Genomic DNA, 18,099 nt, shown 5'->3' with positions numbered 1-18,099 from the left:
AAAAGCCGCGAGGATCGCTCCCCGCGGCGTTGTTTTACGCAATTAACAGTTGATGATTTGCCAGCAGCGTCGCCAGATCCGTCTGCACGCCGTTCAGCGTCACCAGGGTGGTTGGCGAGAACTGGCCGCCCGTCCCGTCGAGGTCAACCTGGATCTCGGTGTTGCTGCCGTTCTGCACCACGCGGATGTAGTCAGCAATGTTGCCCGCGCTACTGTCCAGCGTCGCCACGCCGTTCACGTAGCTCGCCGAGCCGGTGCCGGTATAGCCGCTGTCGGAAAGCAGGTCGCGCAGATCGATGCGGTCCGTGTCTGCCGTCCCTTCCCAGGTACCGACGGTAAAGCCGTTCACCACATCGCTACCGTTGCCGCCCGTCGCGTCAGACGCGTTGATCAGCTTATAGAGCAGCGTGTCCTGACCGCCGCTGCCGATGTTGAAGGTGTCGTTACCGCCGCGGCCTTCGAACTGGTTATCACCGCTGTTGCCGGTGATCACGTCGTCATGGTCGGAGCCGTTAATCCCTTCAATATTCAACAACCGTGTGGTACCGAACCCGGTGTCCTGCGCCGTAGAGAGGCGCAAATCAACAGTTATCCCAGAGGTGGCATTGCGGTAATCCACCACGTCCATGCCGCCGGTATTGCTCCAGGTGTCGTAGTCGGAATGGGTATTCCAGCCGCCGGAGCCGTTATAGGTATAGATCCCATCCTCTGCGATAAAGGTGTCGTTATACCCGGTTCCGGTAATGGTTCCGCTGTGGCCGCCGGTGGCCGCTTCGGCGGTGAGAACATAACCCTCTTTGCCGTTGCTCGCGTCCAGGCCGGTCCAGGTGACGTTATCCGACACGCCGTTGGTGATCTTCACGATCTCCGCCGAGTAGGTTTCGTTCGGATCCAGCCCGTAGAAACTTACCAGCGCAGAGGTATCATTCGAGCCAATGCCGGACTGGGCGTTGATGATCTGCGAGGCCACCAGCACGCCCGCAGCGTTATACAGATTGACCGTGTTGCCATAGTAGGCGTTGATGCCCTCGCTATCGACAATGTGCAGATGCATCGCGGTACCGTCAGCAATGGTTTTGCTGTTTTGCACCAGCACCACCTTGCCATTCTGCTGAGACACCAGCAGATCCTGCGCACCATCCCAGTTGTAGTCCACCGCGGCGACGCCGGTGACGTTAGCAAGCCCTGACGCAAGCTGGCTTGAAGTCCAGGTTGAGCCGTAGCCGTTGTTGGTGAACAAGGTTGCCGTCTGCGAGCCGCCGTAGGTGCTGAGCTTGATGATGTCCATCTGCCCATCGCCGTTCCAGTCCACCGCCACCGACAAATAGCCCGCCGTGGCGTTAGAGGCTTCCACCGCGCTCCTGGTGGTGGATAGCTGCCCGGTACCGTCGTTGTAGTAAATCACCCCGCCGTTGTTGTTGTAGCTGCTGCCCAGGTACAGGTCCATGTAGCCATCGCCGTTAAAGTCCGCCCACGTCATGGACGCCGCCGTGGTGGTATTCGAGGCGTTGGCCACAAACACATTGGTCAGGTTCTGGCCAATGGAGAGCGTACCGTTCCCGTTGTTGTTTATCACGGTGAGCGAGTACGCCCCGCTGCGGTTGGTGTGCTGCACGATGTCCACGGTGCCGTCGTTGTTCAGGTCGACGCCGGAGATTTCACGTCCGGAATCGAACTGGCCGTAGAATCCACCTTCCCCGCCGGTGCCGTCCGGCGACAGAACGCCGTTGGTATTAACCAGGTAGGTCAGGGAGTCCATACCGGCATCTCCGTAGGCCAGATCCAGATAGCCATCCCCGGTTTTATCGTAGGCAATTACGCCGCCGTACCAGATAGTGGTCCCCATTGCCAGCTGGCTGGCGGTGTAACTGCTGCCATCGTAGGTCCACATCACCTGCGTAGAACCCGCGTAGGTGTTCTCAGTTGCGAAAATATCCTGGGTGCCGTTACGGTCAAAGTCGGCGGCGGTCTGACTCACCACGTAATAGCCACGGGTGTTGCTCAGCGTATTGCCGGCATAGGTCGAGCTATCGCTGCTGGAGTAAGACTGGCCGTTAGCAATGATATTCCACAGCCCGCTGCTATTGGTGCCCACCGTCATGGTCGAGTTGTTCGAGTTACCCGTCGTGGTCGCCCAGTCGGTATTCACCGAGGTGGTATCGATCACCAGGCTGCCGGTTGCCGTACCAGTGGTGTTACCGTTGCCCGCGCTACTCTTCACCTGCGCGGTTACGTCGTAGTTCGCCACGCTCAGGGCATCGCTGTCCGGGATCTGCAGATACCAGGTATTGTGATCCGGGTCGACTACCACCGCGCCGCCGGTCTGGGAGGTGTAGGTTTTCCCGTTCACCGTCACCACCAGATATTCACCGTTTACCAGGTCTGCGGAGACCGTACCGCTGACAATCGGCGTGGTATCCGAGGTGGTCTGGGCAGTAATCGCCGCCGTGGTGGTCGGGATGCTGGTATCGACGTTCAGCACAAAGCCATCCGATTCCGTGTAGTTACCGGCTTTGTCGGTGACGCGCAGAATGTAAGTGTGATTCCCGTCGAGCAGGCCGTTGTCCTGATAGGACCAGCTTGCGCTGCCGTTCATCGTGACCTGACCCAGCAAGATCCCGTCCCGGTAAAGCTGCACGATTTCGCCATCTTCCGGAGCGCGGTTAAGCGTACCGTTGATCAGCGGCGAGGTATCGTCTGTCGCGACTGATGCGCCGTACGTGCCCGTACGTTCACCTTCCCCGTCGGTATAGCTGACCACCGTTCCCACCGTTTCAGGCGGCGTGGTATCAACCGTTACCACCTGCGAAGAGGTTGAGCCGACGTTGCCCGCCTGGTCGATGATCCGCACCTGCCAGGTGTAATCCCCGTCCGCCAGATCGCGGGTATCCGTATAGCTCCAGCGCTGGTTAGTGACGGCAGTGTCAATCCAGGTATTGCCGCCGTCGAGGCTGATCTGTACGCGCTCGTCGCTGGCCAGCGCGCTGCCCAACGAGCCGTTGATCGTCAGCGAGGTGTCCATGGTGATGAAATCACTCCCGGACTGCCCGGTATCTTCGCTGATGCTGTCAATGGTGATGCCGTACTGCGGCGCCTGGGTATCCACCGTCACGTCCTGCGAGGTGGTGGCCCCGACGTTGCCCGCCTGATCGACAACCCGCACCTGATAGCGGTAGTCGCCGTCGGCCAGGGTGCGCGCGTCGTTATAACTCCACCGGGTGCCGCTTACCGTGGCGTAAACCCAGGTAGTGCCGCCATCCATGCTCACCTGCACATACTCACCCGCCCCGAGTTCGGCCCCGAGCGTCCCGTTGAGCGTGTACGAGGTCGAACTGGTCAGGAAGTCGTTATTGTCGAAGCCTGTATCGACGGTGATGTTATCCACGGTCACCGTAATCGCCGCATCCGGCGCGACCGTATCGACCGTCACCTGCTGATGAGCGCTGGCACCCACGTTGCCCGCCGCATCCACTACGCGAACGTAGTAGTCATAGGTCTGGTTACCCAGCGTGCGGCCGTCCACGTAGTACCAACTGTTGCCGGTGACGATCACGTTCTGCCAGCTGACTCCGCCGTCGATGCTAATCTGGGCATATTCGCCGTCGGCCAGCGTTGCGCCGAGCGAGCCGTGCAGCGTCAGGGAGGTATCATTGGTGATAAAGTCGCTGCTGCTCAGGCCGGTATCGTCGCTGATGCTGTCGATAGCGATCGTTTTGCTGGCGTCCGGCGCGACGGTATCAATGGTCACCACCTGGCTGGTGGTGGCGCTGATATTCCCCGCGTCGTCAATCACCCGCAGCTGGTAGTTGTAGTCTCCGTCGGCCAGCGTGCGGCCATCAACGTAGGTCCAGCTCAGACCGCTGACGCTCACGTCAGTCCAGGTCGCGCCACCGTCCAGGCTGATCTGCGCGTGGTCGCCGCTGCCCAGGGCCGCGCCGAGCGTCCCTTTCAGGCTAATCTGGTTGTCGCTGGTAATGAAGTCGCTGTCGGACAGGCCGGTATCCTGCGAGACGGAATCCACGGTAATGCTCGTCGCCGCAGGCTTCGTCAGATCGATTACCACGTCCTGGCTGTCCGTTGCCCCGACGTTGCCCGCGTTATCAATGACGCGCACCTGGTACGGGTACGTCCCGTCCGTCAGGGTGCGGCCATCGGTGTAACGCCAGGTGGTGCCGGTCACGGTCAGGTCAATCCAGGTGACGCCGCCGTCCAGGCTGATCTGCGCCTTCTCGTTATTGTCGAGCTGCGCCGATAGCGAACCGTTCACCACCACCTGCTTATCGTTGGTGATGAAGTCACTCGCGCTCAGGCCGGTATCGTTTTGCAGGGAATCAATGCTGATCCCCATTGACGGTGCGGTGAGATCCACGGTGACGCTGTGGTTATCGCTGGCGCTGTTGCCGATGGCGTTGCTCACCTGCGCATTGATCATGTACGAACCGCCGTCCGCCAGCGCGGTCACGTCTGCGCTGCCGACCGTATAGCTCCAGGTGCCGTCATTTTGAACGGTAGCCGTGTAGGTTTTACCGTTAAGCGTAATGGTCACCGTCTGGCCCGCAGGCGCGTCGGTGGTACCGCTGACAATTAGCGGCGTGCCGTGCTCGGCGGCGTTGACGATATCGTCCTGGGCAAAGGTGTTGATGACGATGGTCGGCACGTCGCCGTTCAGCGTCATGTCGTGTGTTGCGCTGCCCGGGTTACCCGCCTTATCGCTCACCGTAGCCGTAATGGTGTAATCCCCATCGCTCAGGCCGAGGAAGTCGCGGCCCGGCACGAAGACCGACCACGAACCGTCTGATCCAACGGTCGCCTGATAGCTGTGCCCGTTGAAGGAGACGGTCACCGTCTGGCCCTGCTCCGCGGTGGTGGTCCCGCTAATAGTCTGCCCCGCCAGCTGCTCGGCGTTGTTGACGATATCGTCATCGGCCACGGTGCTGATGGTGACGGCTGGTGCGACGGTATCGACCGTTAAGGTATGGGTCGTCTGGCCGCTGTTACCGGCTTTATCGTTGACCACGGCGGTCACCGTCAGCGCACCCTGGCTCAGTGCGACCAGGTCTGCCGCCGGAACGTCCAGCGTCCAGGTGCCATCGCTGCCGACAAGCGCAGTGTAGGTTTTTCCGCCCAGCGTGACGGTCACCGTCTGGCCTGCTTCCGCGCTGGAAGAGCCGTGTACGGTGAGCGGCTGCTGGGCTTCCGCCGCATTCAGCACGTCGTCGCCCGACAACGTGTTCACGCTAATAACCGGCGCGGTGGTGTCCACGCTGATGGTGTGCGTCGCCGAGGCGCTGTTCCCGGCGCTGTCCTGCGCCGAAACAGAAACCTGGTAGCTCGCGCCGTCGGCCAGAGCGCCCACGTCGGCGGCCGGAACGGTGGTCTGCCAGGCGCCGTCGCTTTGAATGGTGGCCGTATAGCTCTTACCATTCAGGGTGATAGTGACCTGCGTACCGCTGGCGAACTGCGCACTGGAACCGTTGATAACCAGCGACGCGCCCGCTTCTGCCGCATTGATCACGTCATCACCGCTGAGGGTGTTGACGGTCAGCGCGACCGATGCGGTATTTACCACCACGTCATGGGTCTGAGTGCTGCTGTTGCCTGCGCTGTCGGTGATAGTCGCGCTGAGGGTTACGGTGCCGTCGGCCAGTGCGGAAATCACGCTGGCCGGAACGCCCACGCTCCAGTAACCGCTGGCGTCAACGGTGGTGGTGTACTGATTCGAACCGATGGTGATAATCAGCTTATCGCCGACGCTAGCGCCGGTTGCGGTGCCGCTGACGATCTGCGCCTGCCCGTGCTCCACGCTGTTGATGACGTCATCGCCCGCCACAACGTTAAAGCTGACGGTCGGCGGTGTGGTATCAAGCGTAATCGCTTTACCCGCGCTGCCCGGGTTACCCGCGGCGTCACTCACGCTCACCTGCACGGTGTAGCCGTTATCCGCCAGGGCGGACAGGTCTGTGCCCGGCACGTTAACGCTCCAGACGCCGCCCTGCTGAACCTGCGCGGTGTAGCTGTTCCCGCCGAAGGTTACGGTTACCGTCTGACCGACTTCCGCCGTGGTGGTGCCGGAAATGGCCACGCCCGCAGCCGCTTCGCTGCCGTTGATCACGTTGTCGCCTGCGACCGTGTCAATCGTCACGGTTGGCGCGGTGGCATCTACACTGTATTCGCGGCCCGCCGAAGCGCTGTTGCCGTGCGCGTTGGTGATGCTCACCTGCACGCTGGCGTCGCCGTCTTTCAGACCCGCCAGATCCGAGGAAGGCACGCTCGCCGTCCAGTTGCCGTCGGCATCGACTTTGGCGGTGTAAGACTTGCCGCCAAAGGTGATGGTCACGGTCTGGTTCTCTTCCACATTGGATGTGCTGCCGGAAAGCACCAGATCCGCGCCTTTCTCCGCCGCATTAATCACGTCGTCGGTGGCGATGGCATCGATGCTGATTGCCACGGCTGCCAGATCGACGGTGACGTCGTGGCTAATGGAGACCGGATTGCCCGCCGCGCTCTGGCCCGCTACGGTGACGGTCATCGTGCCTGCGGCCAGAGCGCCCACGTCTGCCGCCGGGATCGCCGCGGTCCAGGAGCCGTCTGCCAGTACCGACGCGGCATAGGTCTTGCCATTCAGGGTCACGGTGAGCGTAGTGCCCGCCGCCAGCCCATCGCTTGAGCCAGTGACGATAAGATTCTGACCATGCTCAATGCTGTTGATCACGTCATCGCCCGCCACGGTATCCACGCGCAGCCCCGGCAGGCTGGCGTCGATAGTGATATCGCGCTCGCCCGTTCCCGAATTGCCATGGTCATTAGTGACGGTCGCTGACACCGTTAAATCGCCGTTGCCCAGCGCCGTCAGAACCGACTCAGGCACGTTCACGGACCAGGTCAGATCGCTCTGCAACGTCGCGGTGTAGCTGTTGCCGCCGATGGTCACCGTCACGGTGTTGCCCGCCTCAGCGTTCGTTACCCTGCCGCTGAGGGTCTGCCCCGCAGCCACTTCCGCCGCGTTAATCACGTTGTCGCCCGCCACTGTGTTGATGGTGACGGTTGGCAGCGCGGTGTCGACAAGCAGGTTCGCGGTATTGCTCACGCTGTTGCCCACGCCGTTGGTGGCGGTCGCGCTCAGGGTGTAGTTGGCTTCGCCCAGGCTCGCCAGATCAGCCGCCGGAACGGTCAGGCTCCAGGTGCCGTCTGCCGCAGTTGTCGCCGTGTAGTTTTTACCGTTCAGAATTACGGTCACCACGGTGCCTTCCGCCAGGTTGGCGCTGGTGCCGCTGACGCTCAGGTCCTGCCCTTTTTCTACCGAATTCAGTACGTTGTCATCGCTGATGGCGTTAAAGCTGACCGACGGCAGACCGGTATCTACGGTCACATTATGCGTACCGCTGCCGGTGTTGCCCGCCGCGTCGGTGACAGACGCCATGACGGTCACGGTGCCGTCGCTGAGGACTGAAATGACGCTGGCCGGAACGCCCACGCTCCAGTTACCCGCCGCGTCCAGCACGGTGGTATAAGTCTGGCCGCCGATCGTGACGGTGACCTTATCGCCCGCTGCCGCGCCGGTGGCGGAACCGCTGACGATCTGCGCCTGATTGTGTTCAGCCGCGTTAATCACATCGTCACCTGCAACGGTGTGGATGGTCACCCCAGGAACGGTCACATCCACCGTCAGAGTGTGATCAACCGATGCCGGGTTACCCGCCTTGTCGCTGACTGAGGCAGTGACCGTCACGCTGCCGTCGGTTAATCCTGCCAGATCCGCCGCCGGAACGTTCAGCGTCCAGCTGCCGTCCGCGCTCACGGTTGTGGTGTAATCTTTGCCGTTCAGCGACACGGTCAGCGTCTGGCCCGCTTCGGCGGTGCTGGTGCCGGAGATTGCCAGGTCTGACTGCGCTTCCGTGGCGTTGAGGATATCGTCTGTGGCAATCGTGTTGATGGTCACGGACGGCGCGGTAGCATCCACGCTGTACTCGTGGCCCGCAGACGCGCTGTTGCCGTTCACGTTGGTGACGCTCACCTGCACGCTGGCGTCGCCATCCTTCAGGCCAGCCAGATCCGCTGACGGCACGGTGTAAGTCCAGTTGCCGCTGTCGTCCACGGTGGTGGTGTAGATCCTGCCGTTCAGACTGATGGTCACGGTCTGCCCGGCTTCCACGTTGGTGGTCGCACCGGACAGCACCAGATCCGCGCCCTTCTCCGCCGCGTTAATCACGTCGTCGGTGGCAAGCGCATTGATGCTGATGGCAACGGTAGCCAGATCCACGGTCACATCGTGGCTGATGGTGATCGGGTTACCCGCCGCGCTGTCGCCGGTAACGCTGATTTTCACGGTGCCTTCCGGCCACGCGCTCACGTCGGTGGACGGGATCGCCGCGCGCCAGGTGCCGTCTGCCAGTACCGTTGCCGCGTAATCTTTACCGTTGACGGTAACCGTCAGCGCCGTGCCCGGCGCCAGCCCGTCGCTGGAGCCTGAAACAATCAGGTTCTGCGCGTGCTCAATGGTGTTGATCACGTCATCACCCGCCACGGTATTCACGCGCAGGCCCGGCAGGTTAGCGTCGATAGCGATCTCGCGCTCGCCGGTCCCGGTGTTGCCGTGGCCGTTGGTGACGGTTGCCGTCACGCTCAGGCTGCCGTTGCCGAGTGCTGTCAGCACATCAGACGGCACGTTGACGGACCAGGAAAGATTGTTCTGCACCGTTGCGGTGTAGCTGTGGCCGCCGATAGTCACCGTCACGGTGTTGCCCGCTTCGGCATTCGCCACGGTGCCGCTCAGGGTCTGACCTGCCGCCACTTCCGCCGCGTTGATGACGTTGTCGCCCGCCACGGTGTTGATGGTGACGGTTGGCAGCGCGGTGTCCACCAGCAGGTTCGCGGTGTTGCTCACGCTGTTGCCCACGCCGTTGGTGGCGGTCGCATTCAGGGTGTAACTGGCCTGACCGAGACCGGCCAGATCCGCCGCCGGAACCGTCAGGCTCCAGGTGCCGTCTGCCGCAGTTGTCGCCGTGTAGTTTTTGCCGTTCAGAATTACGGTCACCACGGTGCCTTCCGTCAGGTTGGCGCTGGTGCCGCTGACGCTCAGGTCCTGCCCTTTTTCAACGGCGTTCAGGACGTTGTCATCACTGATGGCGTTGAAGCTGACCGACGGCAGACCGGTATCGACGGTCACATTATGCGTGCCGCTGCCGGTGTTGCCCGCCGCGTCGGTGACAGACGCAGTGACGGTCACCGTACCGTCGCTGAGGCCTGAAATCACATTTGCCGGAACGCCCACGCTCCAGTTACCCGCCGCGTCCAGCACGGTGGTGTAAGTCTGGCCGCCGATCGTGACGGTGACCTTATCGCCCGCCGCCGCGCCGGTGGCGGAGCCGCTGATAATCTGTGCCTGCTTGTGTTCAGCCACGTTAATCACGTCGTCGCCTGCCACGGTGTGGATGGTCACAGTCGGAACGGTCACATCCACCGTCAGAGTGTGATCAACCGATGCCGGGTTACCCGCCTTGTCGCTGACTGAGGCAGTTACCGTCACGCTGCCGTCGGTTAATCCTGCCAGATCCGCCGCCGGAACGTTCAGCGTCCAGCTGCCGTTCGCGCTGACGGTTGTGGTGTAATCTTTGCCGTTCAGCGATACGGTCAGCGTCTGGCCTGCTTCGGCGGTGCTGGTGCCGGAGATTGCCAGGTCTGACTGCGCTTCCGTGGCGTTCAGGATATCGTCTGTGGCAATCGTATTGATGGTTACGGACGGCGCGGTAGTATCCACGCTGTACTCGCGCCCCGCCGAGGCGCTGTTGCCGTTCACGTTGGTGACGCTTACCTGCACGCTGGCATCACCCTCTTTCAGACCGGTCAGATCCGCAGATGGCACCGTGGCGGTCCATTTACCCTCAGCGTCCACCGTGGCGGTGTAGTTCTTGCCGCCGAAGGTGATGGTGACGGTTTGATTTTCCTCCACGTTCGCAGTGGTGCCGGAGAGCACCAGATCTTCGCCCTTCTCGGCGGCGTTGATCACGTCATCGGTGGCAAGCGCATTGATGCTGATGGCGACGTTTGCCAGATCCACCGTCACATCATGGTTGATAGTCACCGGATTGCCCGCGCTGCTCTGCCCTTCAACGGTCACGGTGACCGTGCCTGCGGCAAGGGCACTCACGTCCGCAGAAGGGATCGCCGCACTCCAGGTACCGTCTGCCAGCACGGTAGCCGCATAGGTTTTGCCGTTTACGGTGACGGTCAGCGCCGTACCCGCCGTCAGGCCGTCGCTTGAACCCGTGATAATCAGATTCTGCCCGTGTTCGATGCTGTTAATCACGTCATCGCCCGCCACGGTGTCCACGCGCAGGCCCGGCAGATTCGCGTCTATCACGATTTCGCGCTCGCCCGTTCCGCTATTGCCCACGCCGTTGGTGACACTGGCTGACACGGTTAAATCGCCGTTGCCCAGTGCGGTCAGCACCGACTCCGGCACGCTCACGGACCAGGTGAGATCGCTCTGCACCGTTGCGGTGTAGCTGTTGCCGCCAATGGTCACGGTCACGGTGTTGCCCGCTTCGGCATTCACCACCTTACCGCTGATGGTCTGGCCGGTTGCCAGCTCCGCCGCGTTAATGACGTCGTCACCTGCCACGGTGTTGATAATCACGCCCGGCAGAACGGATTCCACGTTCACGGTGTGCGAGGTGCTGGTGCTGTTGCCGACGCTGTCCGTCGCGGAGGCCGACACGGTGTAAAGCGCTTCACCCAGTTGCCCCACCTCGCTCGCCGGAACGGTTGTAGTCCATTGGCCATTGGTAGCTACCGTGGCGCTGTACGCTTTGCCGTTGAGCATCACGGTCACCACCGCGCCCGCCGCCAGCCCGGAAGCCGTACCTGTGATGGTCAGATCCTGAGTTTTCTCGGTGTTGTTGATCACATCGTCACCGGACACAGTGTCAATGGTCAGCACCGGCGCGGTGAGGTTGACTTCAACCTCGTGCGTTGTGCTGTTGCTGTTTCCGGCTTTATCGGTCAGCGCCGCGGTGATGGTGTGATCCCCTGCGGTCAGAGCACTCACGTCCGCCGCAGGCACGCCCACGTTCCACTTGCCGGAAGCGTCCAGGGTCGCCGTGTAATCTTTGTTATTGATGGTGACGGTCACCACGTCACCCGCCGCCGCACCGGTCACGGAACCGGTGACAATCAGCGCCTGCGCATGCTCGGCGCTGTTGATCACGTCGTCGTCGGAAACGGTGTTAATGGTCAGCTGTGGCACCGTGGTATCCACCAGCACATCGCGGTCCGCCAAGGCCGGGTTACCCGCCTTATCCGCGACGGCTGCCGTGATGGTGTAACTGCCGTCGGTAATCGCGCCGACATCCGCAGACGGTACGGTGACGCTCCAGCTGCCGTTCGCCTGTACGGTGGTGGTGTAGTCCACGCCGTTCAGCGTCACGGTGACGGTCTGGCCCGCTTCGGCGTTGGAGACACCGTTAACGACCAGATCCTGCTGCGCTTCGGCCGCGTTGATGATGTTGTTGTCGCTGACGATCTCGATGGACACCGTCGGCGCGGTGGCGTCCACGCTGTACTCGCGGCCCGCCGAGGCGCTGTTGCCGTTCACGTTGGTGACGCTGACCTGCACGCTGGTGTCGCCGTCTTTCAGTCCGCCCAAATCGGCAGACGGTACGGTCGCCGTCCAGTGGCCGCTGGCATCCACCGTCGCGCTATAGGTCTTACCGCCGAAAATGATAGTAACGGTCTGGTTTTCTTCCACGTTGGTGGTCGAGCCGGACAGCACCAGATCCGCACCCTTCTCGGCTGCGTTAATCACGTCGTCGGTAGCGATGGCGTCGATGCTGATGGCGACCGGCGCCAGATCCACCTTCACGTCATGGCTGATGGAAACCGGATTACCCGCCGCGCTCTGGCCGTCAACGGTCACGGTGACTGTACCTGCGCTCAGCGCGCCGACGTCAGCCGCCGGAATGGCTGCACTCCATGTCCCGTCCGCCAGCACGGTTGCCGCGTAGGTTTTGCCGTTGACGGTGACCGTCAGCGCCGATCCGCTCGCCAGCCCGTCGCTGGAGCCGGTGATAATCAGGTTTTGAGTATGCTCGATGCTGTTGATCACATCGTCGCCTGCCACGGTATCCACGCGCAGGCCCGGCAGGCTGGCATCAATCGTGATGTCGCGCTCGCCGGTGCCGGTGTTGCCGTGGCCGTTGGTCACGCTCGCTGTTACGGTGAGATCGCCGTTACCGATAGCGGTTAAGACGTCAGATGCCACGTTAACCGACCAGCTCAGATCGTCCTGAACCGTCGCGGTATAGGTGTTGCCCCCGATACCGATCGTGACAGTGTCACCGCTCGCCGCGCCGCTCACTTTCCCGCTCAGGGTTTGTCCGGAAGCCACTTCCGCTGCGTTAATCACGTCGTCGGTGGCAACTGCATTAATGGTGACCTGCGGCAGCGCGCTGTCGACCAGCACGCTATGGCTGGTGTTCGCGCTATTACCCGCGGTATCGGTCACGCTGGCCGTCACGCTGTAGCTCGCTTCGCCCAGTGCCGAGACGTTTGCCGCCGGAACGGTGACGCTCCAGTTACCGCTGGCATCGGTGGTGGCGGCGTAACTGATACCGTTCAGGGTTACGGTGATGCGGGTCCCGTCCGGCTGGTTGCTGGTGCCGGAGACCAGCAGATCCTGACCTTTCTCGGTCGCGTTGATCACGTCGTCAACCGCCAGGGTAGTGATGGCAATCACCGGCGCGGTCAGGGAGACGTCAAACGCGTGCGTCGCGCTGGTGCTGTTGCCCGCTTTATCGGTGAGCGTGGCGGAGATCGTTTGATCGCCGTTAGCCAGCGCGCCCACGTCCGCCGCCGGAACGCCCACGCTCCAGTTACCGGCACCGTCCAGCATGGCGGTGTAGTCTTTGCCGTTCAGGGTCAGGGTAATCACATCGCCCGCCTGCGCGCCCGTCACCTTGCCGGTGACAATCAGCGCCTGGCCGTGCTCGGCAATATTAACAATGTCGTCGCCCGCCACAATGTTGAAGGTAATCTGCGGCACGGTAGTGTCGACCAGCACGGACGCCCCCGCGCTGGCCGGATTGCCCGCTTTATCGGACACGGTCGCCGTGACCGCCGCGCTACCGTCTGCGATCCCCGCCAGATCCGCCGCCGGTACATCCAGCGTCCAGCTGCCGTTTGCCTGCACCTGGGCGGTGTACTGATTGCCGTTGAAGGTCACGGTGACCGTCTGGCCTGCTTCGGCAGTAGACGTCCCGCTCAGGGTCAGGTCCTGCGCCGCCTCTGCCGCATTTAGCATGTTGTCGCCGCTGATGGTGTTGATGGTGACCGATGGCGCGGCGGTATCGACGCTGAATGCCTGCGAGGAAGAGGCCGCGTTGCCGTTCATGTTGGTTACGCTAACCTGTACGCTGGCGTCGCCATCCTTCAGGCCGCTCAGTTCGGCAGCCGGTACGGTGCAGGTCCAGTCGCCGTTGGCATCGACCAACGTGGTCCAGGTTTTACCCGCAAAGATAATGGTAACGGTCTGGCCCGCTTCAACGTTCGAGGAGGAGCCGGACAGCACCAGATCCTGGCCTTTTTCTGCCGCGTTCAGCACGTTGTCGTCCGTCACGCTGTTGATGCTTATCGCCACCGGGGCGAGATCGACATCCACCACGGTACCGATGTTCACCGGGTTGCCGGAGGTATCCTGCGCGCTGGCGCTGATGGTGAGCGACTCGTCCTCCCACCGGGAGACGTCCGCGGCCGGAACCGCAGCCTGCCAGGTGCCGTCCGCCAGTACCGAGGCGGAATAACTCTTGCCGTTGATGCTCACGGTGACGGTGCTACCCGCCGCCAGGTCGGTGCTGGTGCCGGAGATAACCAGGTTCTGCGCGTGTTCAATAACGTTAATGACGTCGTCACCGGCGACGGTATCAATGCGCAGGCCGGGCAACTGGGCGTCAATGGTGACATCCAGGGAAGACGATCCGGTATTACCGTGCGCGTTCGTCACGCTGGCCGATACGGTCAGGTCGCCGTTGCCGAGCGCGGTTAACTGACTCTGGGTTAACGGCAGGCTCCAGGTGAGATCGTCCTGTACGGTAGCCGTGTATGTCTGCCCGCCGATGATAATCGTGACGGTATCGCCCGATGCCGCGTTCGATACTTTCCCGGTCAGGGTTTGCCCTGCGGCCACTTCCGCCGCGTTAACGATATTGTCGCCCGCGACGTTGTTGAGGGTAACAACCGGCAGCGAGCTGTCCACCAGCACATCGTGCGTGGCAGAGGCGCTGTTGCCCACATTATCGGTGACGCTCGCCGTCACGGTGTAATTGGCTTCACCCAGCGCGCTCACCGCAGAGGCGGGTACGGTAACGCTCCAGTTGCCACTGGCGTCGGTGGTGGCTGCATAGTTGATACCGTTCAGATTAACGGTGATGGTGGTTCCTTCCGGCTGGTTGCTGGTACCGGAAAGCAGCAGATCTTCGCCCTTCTCTGCCGCATTGATCACGTCATCCGCTGCCAGCGTATTAATACCGATTACAGGCGTGACTGTATTGACCACCACATCCACTGAACTGCTGCCGGTGTTGCCGGACCGATCGGTCACGGAGACGTTAATGGTCCAGGTGCCGTCCGTCAGCCCCTGAACGACGGACGCAGGCAGGCCGAGGCTCCAGTTGCCCGCCGCATCCACCACGGTGGTGTAGCCCACGTTATTGATGGTGATGATGACCAAATCACCCGCCGCCGCGCCGGTGACGGAGCCGCTCAGGATCTGCGCCTGTGAATGGGCCAGCTGGTTAACGGTGTTGGTGTCGGTGACGAAATCGTTGATGGTCACCTGCGGTTCGGTGGCATCCACCAGCCCAACGCGGTCCGCGCTGCTGCTGTTGCCCGCCACGTCACTGACGGTGGCCGTGACGGTGACATTGCCATCGGTCAGCGCGCCAACGTCGGCGGCAGGCACGTTCAACTGCCAGCGACCGTCCGCCTGGACCGTGGTCTGGTAAGATTTACCGTTCAGCGTCACGGTGACCGTCTGGCCCGCTTCAGCGGTTGTGCTGCCGCTGAGCACCAGATCCTGCTGCGCTTCTGCCGCATTAATGATGTTGTCGTCGGTCAGGTTATCAAGCGTAATGGCTGGCGGCTGTGTATCGACAATCACCACGCGTGAGGCGTCCGCGCTGTTGCCGTTGACGTTAGTCACGCTGACGCTCACCTGCGCCCGCCCGTCGATCAGCGTTTCCATCGCGCTCGCCGGAACGGTCAGACGCCAGGAGCCGTCCTGCTGCACCTGTGCGGTAAAGGTTTGATCCGCGAATTTCACCACCACGGTTTGCCCGGCCTCTACGCCCTGCGTCTGACCGGAAAGCGTGACATCCGCGCCTTTTTCCGCCGCGTTGAGCATATCGTCAGTGGTTACGGTATCGATGGTGACGGCCACCGCGTTCAGGTCAAGCTCGATCGGGTGTTCAGCCGCCACGGTGTTGCCCCAGGCATCTTCCGCACTGACGCTGACGGTCATGCCTCCCGCCGTCCATGCCTGAAGGTCCGCCGACGGCACGCCAATCTGCCAGCTGCCGCTGGCGTTAACCGTGGTGACGTATTCAACATTATTGATGGTGACGGTGATCTGTGTGCCTTCGGCCAGATGAGTGCTGGAGCCGGTCACGGCCAGATCCTGCTGCTGTTCAATGGCGTTAATCACGTCATCGCCAGAGATCGTGTTCACGCGCAGGCCCGGCAGTTCGGCGTTGATGTTGATATCACGCTCGCCGGTGCCGGTGTTGCCGTGCGCATTGGTGACAGAGGCGCTGAAGGTTAAATCGCCGTCGCCAAACGCCTGAAGGTCGGCCGATGGGATGGTCACGCTCCATTTCAGGTCGCTGCCAACCGTCGCGGTGTAGCTCTTTCCGCCCACGGTGACAGAGACGGTATCGCCCACCGCCGCGCCGGTGACGCGTCCGCTGAGGGTTTGGTCAACCGCCGCTTCGGCGTTATTGACCAGGTTATCCCCGGCAAAGGTGTTGAGGATCACCTGCGGCAACGCGGTATCGACCAGCAGATTTGCCTCGGCGGAGCCGCTGTTACCCACGCTGTCGGTGCCGCTGACGCTCACGGTGTAAAGGGTATTCGCCAGATCCAGCACGTCGGAAACCGGCACCTGAACGGACCAGCTACCGTTCTCAACGGTGGCCTGATAGTTAACGTTGTTCAGCGTCACGGTGACAGCGCTGCCGTTCGGCAGATTACTGGTCCCGCTCAGGCTCAGGGGCTGCATGGCCTCCTGCGCATTCAGGACGTTATCCTGGCTGATGGGGTCAAGGGTAAATTCCGGCGGGTTGCCGCTGAGCGTAATGCCGTGCGTCGCGCTGCTGGTGTTGCCCGCCGCATCGGTCACGGAGACCGAAATGCTGTGGCTACCTTCACCCAGCGCGCCAATGACAGAGGCTGGCACGCCGACGCTCCAGCTGCCGTCCGCCTGGACGACACCGGTAAAGGTCTTGCCGCCAACGGTCACGGTGACAACGTCGCCCGCCGCCGCGCCGTTCGCCTGGCCGGAAATAATCTGAGCCTGCCCCTGCTCGCTGGTGTTCAGAATGTCGTCGCCCGCGACAGTGTTGATAGTGACCACTGGCGCTGCGGTATCGACCGTGAAATCGGCGGTGGTGGAGGCCCCGTTACCCGCTTTGTCGCTGACGTTTGCCGTCAGGGTGTGCTCGCCGTTAGCCATCGCCTGTACTTCACTGGCCGAAAGCGTAACGGACCAGGTGCCGTCGCTGCCCACGGTCGCCGTGTGATTTTTGCCGTTCAGCGTGACCGTCACAATCTGGCCCGCTTCCGCATCGGTTTTTCCGGTCAGCGTCAGCGGCTGATTATGTTCAGCCGCGTTGATGATGTTGTCCTGGGCGATCGTGTCGACAGAAATCGCTGGCGCAGCGGTATCGACGCCAATCGTCTGGCTGCCGGTCACGGTGTTGCCCGCCGCGTCTTTGCCGCTGACGTTGACCGTCCAGGTACCATCGCCCAGCGCCTGCGCGTCAGCAGCAGGCACCTTCACGCTCCATGCGCCGTTTGCCCCCACTTCAGCGGAATAGGTTTTACCGTTCAGCGTGACCGTAAGCGCCGTGCCCTGCGCCAGGTTTTTGCTGGTGCCGGACAGCGTAAAGCCAGCGGCCTGCTCGCTGGCGTTGATCACGTTATCGCCCGCCGTGGTGGCGAGCGTCACGCTGGTATCCGCTGTAGAAACGGTTACGGTAATACTGCCCGCAGAGGTCGTTTTACTGCCGTCGATCTGGACGACGGACCAGGTATGTTCCCCCTCCGCCTGGGTCGGAAGTGTTACCGTCCAGGTGCCGTCCTTTGCGACCATGGTGCTGGCGATGGTGCTGCCGCTGCTGTCTTTAACCTGAATGGTCGCGCCCGGCTGCCCGGTACCGCTGAAGGTTGGGGTGTTATCATCCGTGACCTCTTTTGCACTCAGCACCCCCTGCTTGTCACCCGCGTTATCCGTCAGCAAAAATGTTGGCGTGGCGCTTTCGACTTCTTTCGTATTATCAATAACTTTTGTTTTGGTTTCGCCGTCACCGCCGTGAGCCAGCAGTGCGCCAATCGCACCGCCTCCCAACGCCGCTCCGGCAATCCAGCCCCACGGCGCATCGCTTAAGACGCTTCCCTGCTCCAGAAAAGGTTCAATGCTGCTAATGGGTGCAGCCTGGGCGGTTAATTCGGTGGCGGCAACGCCTGATGCTTCCCCGGCATCGGCAAATGAAATATGCGTCAACTCCTGGTTATCGTTAAATACCAGTTCGGAATGATTATGGGTTTCCGTGTCTTCGACAAAATAATTATTGCAGCGGATCACGCTGCCATCTTTCATATAAATGAGGAGGTCATTCCCCTGGCGGACATAACGCACCACGTCCTGAGCAGAACCCTGAATTTCAATCACGCTCGGCGATGAAATAGAGACCGAGAGATTCCCTTCACCGGTTAATTTCGTTTTTTCTGCCGTTTTTCGAATGATAACATCAACAACTTTTGCGTTACTCATATTCTTCTCCTTGCAGGTGCGCGTATTCCTGTGGTTATGTCCACCAGAGGGATGTAACT

1 protein-coding gene is annotated in these 18,099 nt (G+C 61.7%); it reads right to left on the bottom strand.

What is annotated here, in order from left to right; genetic code table 11:
- Positions 1 to 34 precede the first annotated feature (34 nt).
- Positions 35 to 18,040 carry an Ig-like domain-containing protein gene (locus L3069_RS10545; RefSeq protein ID WP_126509559.1) on the bottom strand — a complete coding sequence of 6,002 codons (18,006 nt, stop codon included), beginning with the start codon at positions 18,038 to 18,040 and terminating at the stop codon, positions 35 to 37.
- Positions 18,041 to 18,099: the final 59 nt, after the last annotated feature.

It is taken from the genome of Enterobacter cloacae complex sp. ECL411, from assembly GCF_021869665.1.
In the GTDB taxonomy this organism is placed as follows: Bacteria; Pseudomonadota; Gammaproteobacteria; order Enterobacterales; family Enterobacteriaceae; genus Enterobacter; species Enterobacter intestinihominis.
This window is presented reverse-complemented; position numbering and strand designations above follow the sequence as displayed.

Bases quoted from the DNA above. Each gene is read 5' to 3' on its own strand.
- L3069_RS10545 (WP_126509559.1), bottom strand. From the start codon at position 18,040: ATGAGTAACGCAAAAGTTGTTGATGTTATCATTCGAAAAACGGCAGAA.